The organism is Methylorubrum podarium (genome assembly GCF_022179745.1).
GTDB lineage: Bacteria > Pseudomonadota > Alphaproteobacteria > Rhizobiales > Beijerinckiaceae > Methylobacterium > Methylobacterium podarium.
In genome coordinates, this window is sequence record NZ_BPRD01000353.1 from 1 (window position 1) to 9,066 (window position 9,066).

The 9,066-nt window shown below is 70.0% G+C and carries 6 protein-coding genes and 1 pseudogene; 4 read left to right on the forward strand and 3 right to left on the reverse strand.

What is annotated here, in order from left to right:
- The 4 genes and pseudogenes from MFF42_RS17375 to MFF42_RS17390 form a co-directional block, all read left to right on the forward strand.
- Positions 1 to 301 (forward strand): annotated as a pseudogene (locus tag MFF42_RS17375) (hypothetical protein); the annotation flags it as partial.
- 209 nt (positions 302 to 510) lie between these two features.
- Complete coding sequence (locus MFF42_RS17380; protein WP_238256867.1) at positions 511 to 2,370, forward strand: glycoside hydrolase family 15 protein; 1,860 nt, start codon at positions 511 to 513, stop codon at positions 2,368 to 2,370.
- A gap of 51 nt (positions 2,371 to 2,421) precedes the next feature.
- Complete coding sequence (gene tkt / locus MFF42_RS17385; protein ID WP_238256868.1) at positions 2,422 to 4,497, forward strand: transketolase; 2,076 nt, start codon at positions 2,422 to 2,424, stop codon at positions 4,495 to 4,497.
- A 218-nt stretch (positions 4,498 to 4,715) separates the two neighbouring features.
- Positions 4,716 to 7,538, forward strand: a complete 2,823-nt coding sequence (locus MFF42_RS17390; protein ID WP_238256869.1) for a bifunctional transaldolase/phosoglucose isomerase — start codon at positions 4,716 to 4,718, stop codon at positions 7,536 to 7,538.
- An 84-nt stretch (positions 7,539 to 7,622) separates the two neighbouring features.
- Here MFF42_RS17390 and MFF42_RS17395 read toward each other — a convergent pair whose 3' ends face one another.
- From MFF42_RS17395 to MFF42_RS17405, 3 genes are all read right to left on the reverse strand, one after another.
- The gene (locus tag MFF42_RS17395; protein ID WP_238256870.1) at positions 7,623 to 8,267 is read right to left on the reverse strand and encodes a DedA family protein; all 645 of its coding nucleotides are present in this window, start codon (positions 8,265 to 8,267) and stop codon (positions 7,623 to 7,625) included.
- 82 nt (positions 8,268 to 8,349) lie between these two features.
- Positions 8,350 to 8,556 (reverse strand): hypothetical protein, encoded by a 207-nt coding sequence (locus MFF42_RS17400; RefSeq protein WP_238256871.1) that lies wholly within the window; start codon positions 8,554 to 8,556, stop codon positions 8,350 to 8,352.
- Between the two features lie 144 nt (positions 8,557 to 8,700).
- Positions 8,701 to 9,066: methyl-accepting chemotaxis protein (locus MFF42_RS17405; protein ID WP_238256872.1), on the reverse strand; the 366-nt coding region annotated here is incomplete at its 5' end.

Consider the following 9,066-nt stretch of genomic DNA (forward strand, 5'->3'; position numbering starts at 1 on the left):
CGTCGCCGCCCGGCCCGAGCGCCGCCGCGCCCCCGCGAGCCGGATGGCGACGACGCAGCCGGCGAGCCCGCAGAAGGTCGCCGAGCCGGTCAGCCCGCCGCCGGCCTCGATGGCTCGCGCGGAGGAGGACGGTGACCGCTTCCTGCCGACGGGCGCCCTCCCCTTCGCCGCCGTCGACGCGGTCTGGGATGCGGCCCGCAGTGCCGGCACCGGCGCGGTGACGGGGGCCGTGTCCGGCGCGGCGACCGGCGTCGCGACCCTCGGCAGCTCGGTCGTCACCTTCGTCTCGGACCTGCGCTGAGCCCGCGCTCCGGTCCCGCCGTTTTCACAATCGTTAGTCCCGAAACCTTGCGAAGCGCGGCCGCTGCGCCACTTCGCGCTGAGCAGAGCGGCGACCGCGCGCCTCGTTCCCGACGGGGCGGCCGCGTTCGCGGGTGACGCTCGGCAGGCCAAGCCGAATCCCGCGTATCCCCCGCGCCGTTCGGCACGGACGCGTCGACGGAGACCGGGATGGCGGGACGGATCGAGGACTACGCCCTGATCGGCGACGGGAGCACCGCGGCCCTGGTCGGGCGCGACGGCAGCATCGACTGGCTGTGCATGCCGCGCTTCGACGCCGCCGCCCTGTTCGCGAGCCTGCTCGGAACGGAGGAGCACGGCTTCTGGAAACTCGCTCCGGCGGCGGAGGGCGCGCAGCATTCCTGGCGCTACCGCACCGGCTCGCTGGTGCTGGAGACGACGCACAAGACCCATGAGGGCGAGGTCCGCGTCACCGATTTCATGCCCGTCGGCGACGGCAGCCACGTGATCCGCCTCGTCGAGGGCGTGCGGGGCCGGATGGCGATGCGGATGGAGCTGGCCGTGCGCTTCGATTACGGATCGGCGGTGCCGTGGGTGTCGCGCAGCGAACTCGGCGACCTGCGCGCCATCTCCGGACCGCACAAGGTGGTCCTGCGCACCAACGCGCCGATGCGCGGCTCCACCCACCAGACCACGATCTCGGAATTCACGGTCTACAAGGGCGACGCGGTCCGCTTCGTCCTCAGCTACGGCGCCTCGCACGAGGAGGATCCGCCGCCGATCGAGCCGCGCCGCTGGCTCGCCGACACCAACCGCTTCTGGCGCGACTGGTCGAGCCGCTGCACCCTGGAGACGCCCTGGGACGACATCCTACGCCGCTCGCTGCTGACGCTGAAGGCGCTGATCTACCGGCCGACCGGCGGGATCGTGGCCGCGCCCACCACCTCCCTGCCCGAGGAACTCGGCGGGGTGCGCAACTGGGATTACCGCTTCTGCTGGCTGCGCGACTCGACCTTCACCCTGCTGGCGCTGATGGATTCGGGCTACATCGAGGAGGCCCGCGCCTGGCGCGACTGGCTGACCCGGGCGGTGGCGGGCAACCCGGAGCAGGCGCACATCCTCTACGGCATCGCCGGCGAGCGGCTCCTGCCGGAGATCGAGCTCGACTGGCTGCCCGGCTACGAGGGTTCGAAGCCGGTGCGCGTCGGCAACGCGGCGATCGCGCAGTTCCAGCTCGACGTCTACGGCGAATTGTTCGACGCGCTGTTCCAGGCCCGCGCCCGCGGCATGGCCGAGGACCGGGAGGGCCTGCGCGTCGGCCAGGCGCTGATCAAGCACCTCGAGACGGTGTGGCGGGAGCCGGACGAGGGCATCTGGGAGGTGCGCGGCGGGCGGCGCCACTTCGTCCATTCCAAGGTCATGGCCTGGGTCGCCTTCGACCGGGCGATCCGCAGCGTCGAGATGATGGACGATGCCGGCCTTCGCCCCTCCGAGCCGCCGCTCGCCCACTGGAAGGCCATCCGCGACGAGATCCACGCCGAGGTCTGCGAGAAGGGATTCGACCGCGAGCTCAACAGCTTCGTCCAGTCCTACGGCAGCAAGGCCCTCGATGCGAGCCTGCTCCTGATCGCGCATATGGGCTTCCTGCCCCAGGACGATCCCCGCGTCGTCGGCACGGTGGCGGCCGTCGAGCGGCACCTGATGCGCGACGGCTTCATCCTGCGCTACGAGACGGAGGGGCAGACCACCGACGGCCTGCCCGGCAACGAGGGCGCCTTCCTGCCCTGCAGCTTCTGGTACGCCGACAACCTGATCGGGCTCGGCCGCTGCCAGGAGGCCCATGCCCTGATCGAACGGCTGATCGGCGTCTGCAACGATCTCGGACTGGTCGCCGAGGAGTATGATGTGCGCGCAAAACGGCTGGTGGGGAACTTCCCTCAGGCGTTCACGCATGTTGCGCTCGTCAACACGATCCTCAATTACAGCCGCGCGATCGGTCCGGCGACGGAACGAGGCAGCGGCGCGGACCATTCCGAGTCGAGGGCAGGCGAATCCGTTGCGGCGCAATAGGCGCATCCCGTCCGGCGGGCGGGCGATGGAAGCGAGAAAGACGGGTATTCCATGAGCGGTGCAGACACGAGCCCGAAGGCGGCCCTGAGCGAGGGCGACAAGCTCGCGATCGACACGATCCGGACGCTCGCGATCGATGCGGTGCAGAAGGCCAATTCCGGACATGCCGGCGCACCGATGGCGCTGGCGCCCGTGGCCTACACCCTGTGGAACCGGTATCTGCGCTACGATCCGGCCCATCCGCACTGGCCCAACCGCGACCGGTTCGTGCTCTCGGCCGGCCACGCCTCGATGCTGCTCTACGGGCTGCTGCACCTCGCCCGCGTGGCGGAGAAGGACGGCGGCAACGCCCCCGCGATCGCGCTCGACGACATCAAGAAGTTCCGGCAGCTCGACAGCCGCACGCCGGGCCACCCGGAATACCACTTCACCACCGGCGTCGAGACCACCACCGGTCCCCTCGGCCAGGGCGTGGCGAATTCCGTCGGCATGGCGATCGGCGGCCGCTTCAAGGGCGAGCGCCTGAACCGGCCCGACCTGCCGCTGTTCGACTACAACGTCTACGCCATCTGTTCGGACGGCGACCTGATGGAGGGCGTCTCCCAGGAGGCCGCCTCGATCGCGGGCCATCTTCGCCTGTCGAACCTGTGCTGGATCTACGACAACAACACCATCACCATCGAGGGCCACACCGAGCTCGCCTTCTCGGAGGAGGTCGCCGCCCGCTTCCTCGCCTATGGCTGGCAGGTGCTCCGCGTCGCCGACGCCAACGACACCCACGCCATCGCCTCGGTCCTCGAGACCTTCCTGCAATCGAGCGACCGCCCGACCCTGATCATCGTCAACTCGATCATCGGCTACGGCGCGCCGACCAAGCAGAACACCGCCAAGGCCCATTCCGACGCGCTCGGACCCGACGAGGTGAAGGGCGCCAAGCGCGCCTACGGCTGGCCGGAGGAGTCCGAGTTCCTCGTGCCGGACGGCGTCTACGACACCTTCGCCGACGGCATCGGCAAGCGCGGCGCCGCGCTCTACGCGCAGTGGCAGGGCTTCTTCGAGGAGGCCAAGGCGGCGGATGCGGCCCATGCCGAGGACCTGACCGCCTTCCTCGAAGGCCGGCTGCCGGAGGGCTGGGACCGGGACATCCCGGTCTTCGAGGCCGACGCCAAGGGGATGGCGACCCGCGAATCCTCGGGCAAGGTGCTGAACGCCATCGCCAAGCACGTGCCGTTCCTGCTCGGCGGCTCGGCCGATCTCGCGCCGTCGAACAAGTCGAACCTGACCTTCGAGGGCGCGGGCTCGCTGACCCCGTTCGAGCCCGGCGGGCGCAACATCCATTTCGGCGTGCGCGAGCACGCCATGGGCTCGATCGTGAACGGCCTCGGACTCGTGGGGCTTCGCGCCTACGGGGCGACCTTCCTCGTCTTCGCCGACTACATGCGCCCGCCGATCCGGCTCGCCTCGCTGATGGAGCTGCCGGTCTTCCACATCTTCACCCACGACTCGATCGGCGTGGGCGAGGACGGGCCGACCCACCAGCCGGTGGAGCAGATCCTCTCGCTCCGCTGCATCCCCGGCCTCGTGACGCTCCGCCCGGCCGACGCCAACGAGGTGGCCGAGGCCTACCGGGTGATCTTCTCGCTCAAGGACCAGCCGGCGGTGCTGGCGCTGTCGCGCCAACCGCTGCCGACCTTCGACCGGTCGAAGTACGGCCCGGCCTCGGGCACCGCGAAGGGCGCCTACGTGCTCGCCGACTGCGAGGGCACGCCCGACGTGATCCTGATTGGCACGGGCTCCGAGGTGCAGCTCTGCGTCGGCGCCTACGAGACCCTGACGGGCGAGGGCGTGAAGGCCCGTGTCGTCTCGATGCCGTCCTGGGACCTGTTCGAGCGCCAGGACGAGAGCTACCGCAACAGCGTCCTGCCGCCGGACGTGCTGGCGCGCGTGGCGGTGGAGCAAGGCAGCGTGATCGGCTGGGACCGCTACGCCGGCTCCTCGGGCGCCATCGTCGGCATGCACACCTTCGGCGCCTCGGCCCCGATCAAGGACCTGCTCGGCAAGTTCGGCTTCACCGCGGACAAGGTGCTGGAGGCCGCCCGCGCGCAGGTGGCGAAGCACAGGAAGTAGGGTGCACCACTCACCCTCTCCCCTCTGCGGGAGAGGGTGCCTGCGAAGCAGGCGGATGAGGGGTCGGCTCCGCACTGTCCGGATACGGCGCTCCCCTCTCCCGACCCTCGCTCACGCGAGGGCTACCCTCCCCCGCAGAGGGGGGAGGGTTCAGGCGACTGCGTCGCCCTATCTACAGGTGTGGGACGCTTTAAAAAAATCACGCGAGGACGACCGAGATGAACGCGCTGAACGCCCTCTTCGCCGAGCACGAGCAGGCGGTCTGGCTCGATTTCGTGGCCCGCGGCTTCGTCGCCAAGGGTGAGCTCAAGGCGCTGGTGGAGAAGGACGACCTGCGCGGCGTCACCTCCAACCCGGCGATCTTCGAGAAGGCGATCGGCCACTCGGCCGAGTACGACGACAGCCTCAAGGCCGCCCTCGATCACAGCGACGCCCGCGTCATCGACCTTTACGAGGGGCTCGCCATCGCCGACATCCAGGCCGCGGCCGACGTGCTCCGGCCGGTCTACGAGTCCAGCGACGGCGCCGACGGCTATGTCAGCCTCGAAGTCTCCCCCTACCTCGCGCTGGACACCGAGGAGACCCTGAAGGAGGCCCGCCGCCTGCACGCGGCGGTCGGGCGCGACAACCTGATGGTCAAGGTGCCGGCCACCCCCGCCGGCCTTCCGGCGATCCGCCAGCTTACGGCGGAGGGCATCTCGATCAACATCACCCTGCTGTTCTCGCAGTCGGTCTACGAGGAGGTCGCGAACGCCTTCATCGACGGCCTGACCGAGTTCGGGAAGAACGGCGGCGACGTGTCGAAGGTCGCCTCCGTCGCGAGCTTCTTCATCAGCCGCATCGACAGCCTCGTCGACAAGAAGCTCGACGCGGTCGGCGGCTACGAGGATCTCAAGGGCAAGGTGGCGATCGCCAACGCCAAGCTCGCCTACCAGCGCTACAAGCGCATCTTCTCGGGGGCCAAGTGGGATGCGCTGGAGGCCAAGGGCGCCAAGGCGCAGCGCCTGCTCTGGGCCTCGACGGGGACCAAGAACAAGGCCTATTCCGACGTGCTCTACGTCGAGGAGCTGATCGGGAAGAACACCGTCAACACCATGCCGCCGGCCACCATGGACGCGTTCCGCGACCACGGCCGGGTGCGGGCGACGCTGGAGGAAAACGTCGGCGAGGCCGAGACCGTGATGGCGCGCCTGGCCGAGGCCGGGATCGACATCGAGGCGGTGGCCCGCCAGCTCGTCGAGGAGGGCGTGCAACTCTTCGTCGACGCCGCCGACGCGCTCCTCGGCGCCGTCGCGGGCAAGCGCGCGGCTTTCCTCGATCACCGGCTCGACGCCCAGACCTTCAAGTTCGACGAGGCGCTCCAGACGGCGACCGACAAGGCGGTCGAGTCCTGGCGCGCCAGCGGCGCGATCCGCCGCCTCTGGGCGCACGACAACACCGTCTGGACCGGCCGCGACGAGGACAAGTGGCTCGGCTGGCTGCGCATCGTCGAGGACGAGCTGGAGCGGGTCGAGCTCTACGAGAGCTTCGCCGAAGAGGTGCGTGCGGAGGGCTTCACCGACGCGGTGGTGCTGGGCATGGGCGGCTCCAGCCTCGGGCCGGAGGTGATCGCCGCGACCTTCGGCCACCGCGACGGCTACCCGAAGCTGCGAATCCTCGACTCGACCGATCCGGACGAGGTCCGCGCCGTCGAGGCGGCGGTGAACCTCGAGCGGACGCTGTTCATCGTCGCCTCGAAATCCGGCTCGACGCTGGAGCCCAACGTCTTCCGCGACTACTTCCTCGGCCGGATGAAGGAGGTGGTGGGCGCGGACAAGGCGGGCCGTCACTTCGTCGCCGTGACCGATCCGGGCTCGGCCATGGAGAAGGCCGCGCAGGACGACAACTTCAGAAAAATCTTCCTCGGCGTGCCGCAGATCGGCGGGCGCTACTCGGTGCTCTCGGCCTTCGGCCTGGTTCCCGCGGCTGCGGCCGGCGTCGAGATCCGCGACTTCCTCGACAGCGCCCGGATGATGGTCCGCTCCTGCGGGCCGGCGGTGCCCCCCGCCGCCAATCCCGGCGTGCGCCTCGGCGCGGCGATGGGCGTCGCCGCCAAGGAGTTCGGCCGCGACAAGATCACGATCATCGCTTCCCCCGGCATCGACACGTTCGGGACCTGGGCCGAGCAGCTCATCGCCGAATCGACCGGCAAGGAGGGCACCGGCATCATCCCGATCGAGGGCGAGCCGGTCGGCGTCCCCGCCGTCTACGGCGAGGACCGGCTGTTCGTGTATCTGCGCCTGACCGGTCACGCCGATTCGCGCCAGGACGAGGCGGTGAAGATCCTGGAGAGCGAGGCGCAGCCGGTGGTGCGCATCGATCTCGACAAGGTGGAGCAGCTCCCCCAGGAGTTCTTCCGCTTCGAGATCGCGACGGCCGTGGCGGGCGCCGTGCTCGGCATCAACCCGTTCGACCAGCCCGACGTCGAGGCGAGCAAGATCGAGACAAAGAAGCTGTTCGCGAGCGCCGAGGAGACCGGCGCGCTGCCGGCCGAGACGCCGATCTTCGAGGACGAGACGGTCGCGCTCTACGCCGACGCGGCCAATGCCGAGGCCCTGCGCTCCGGTGACGGCTTCGAGGCGATCGTGGCCGCCCATCTCGCCCGTGTAAAGCCTTGCGATTACGTCACCCTGCTGGCCTATGTCGAGCGCAACGAGGCGCATCACGCGGCGCTGCAGGAGGCCCGCCTCGCGGTTCGCGACGCGCGCCAGGTCGCGACCTGCCTGGAATTCGGGCCGCGCTTCCTCCACTCGACGGGGCAGGCCTACAAGGGCGGTCCGGCCTCCGGGGTGTTCCTGCAGATCACCGCCGACCCGTCGGCCGACCTGCCGATCCCCGGACGCAAGCTCGGCTTCAGGACGGTGATCGCGGCGCAGGCGCGGGGCGATTTCGCCGTGCTGGCCGAGCGTAAGCGCCGGGCGCTGAGAATCCACCTCAAGGGCGGCGATGTGGCCGCGGGCGTCAAGCGCGTCGCGGCGGCGATCAAGGCGGCGGTGGGCTGAAGAGCCTTTAGCCGGATGGATCTACCCCCTCTCCCCGCCAAGCAGGGAGAGGGGCCGCGTGGATGACGTTCGGTGGCGCTGTGGTCAGTGCGTCAGCGGGCCGGGGATCGCGGCTTCCGCCTTCACCAGCAGCCGCTCCTCGTGGCGTTTCATGAACAGCCACAGGGCGATTCCGCCGAAAACGACGAAGGCCAGGAGCGCGATGCCCACCGGCCCGACGATGTGCTCGATGGAGCGGCCGCAGGCATAGGCGCCGAAGCCCATGATGCCGGCCCAGGCGACGCCGCCGAGGCCGTTGAACAGCATGAAGCGGCCGGCATCGAGCCGGTTCACGCCGGCCAGCACTGCCGCGTAGGCCCGCAGCATCGCCGTGAAGCGGCCGAAGAACACGATCTTCCCGCCATGCTCGCGGAACAGGTACTGTCCGAGCTTGAGCCGTCCGTGATCGAGGGCGATGAGGTGGCCGTAGCGCAGCAGCAGCGGCATGCCCCAGCGGCGCCCGACCCAGTAGCCGACATTGTCGCCGAGGATCGCGGCCGCCGCGGCCGCCGCGACGATGAGGACGACGTTCAGGTTGCCCGTGCTGCCGGCATAGACGGCCGACGAGATCAGGATGGTCTCGCCCGGCATCGGCACCCCCGCGCTCTCCAGCGCGACGACGACGAAGACGGCGAGATAGCCGTAATGGGCGATGAGGTCGGCGATCGGAAGTCCCTGGAGGAAGGACATGAGAGGGAACGTCTCCGCGGGTCGAGGCGCCGCGCAGTCTGTTCACGAACGTGGCCGCAACAGGGCGGCCCTCCCCGCTCCCTCAGCCGGTCCGGTCGGCGTCGGATCGGGACGCGGCCGAGGCCGGAGCCGGCACCGCGCCCTCCCCGGCCGCCGCGATCCGCGACAGGCCGAAAGCGTCGTCCTCCGGCAGTGGCAGCAGCCGTGCGAGACCTTCCGAGATCGCGAACAGGATCGGATTCGTCGAAGGGCCGGAGACGGGTGGGAGGAGATGCTTGCTGTCGATCATGGCGGGTGACGGGGTCGGACCGCCGGGGGGCGGAAGTGGCTATAAGCCTCCAGACGCCCTCCGGTTGCATCGACGCAGCGATCTTCGTGACAGACGGCACATCGGCCTCACGCCCGGAAGACCGGCCCGCCCGGCTTTCCGTCCTCAGCTCGCCTTGAGGAACTTCTCGACGCTGGCGCCCAGGCCCGCGGAATGCGCCGACAGGTCGCCGGCGATGGCGCGGACGGCGTCGACGTGGCTGCCGGTGGCGTCCGCCGCCGACGAAACGCCGACGATGTTGCCGGACATCTCGTGGGTCGAGGCGGCCTGCTCCTCGACCGCGCTCGCCATGGCGAGCGTCAGCCCCGAGAGGTCCGTCACCGCCGCGGTGATCGTGCCGATGGCTTCGACCGCCTCGCCGGTGGCGCTCTGGATCGCGGCGATCTGGCCGGAAATCTCGCCGGTCGCCCGGGCGGTCTGCTCCGCCAGCGCCTTCACCTCGGCGGCCACGACCGCGAAGCCCCGGCCGGC

Coding starts and splice junctions, on each gene's coding strand:
- MFF42_RS17380 (WP_238256867.1), top strand. CDS start 511: ATGGCGGGACGGATCGAGGACTACGCCCTGATCGGCGACGGGAGCACC.
- tkt (WP_238256868.1), top strand. CDS start 2,422: ATGAGCGGTGCAGACACGAGCCCGAAGGCGGCCCTGAGCGAGGGCGAC.
- MFF42_RS17390 (WP_238256869.1), top strand. CDS start 4,716: ATGAACGCGCTGAACGCCCTCTTCGCCGAGCACGAGCAGGCGGTCTGG.
- MFF42_RS17395 (WP_238256870.1), bottom strand. CDS start 8,267: ATGTCCTTCCTCCAGGGACTTCCGATCGCCGACCTCATCGCCCATTAC.
- MFF42_RS17400 (WP_238256871.1), bottom strand. CDS start 8,556: ATGATCGACAGCAAGCATCTCCTCCCACCCGTCTCCGGCCCTTCGACG.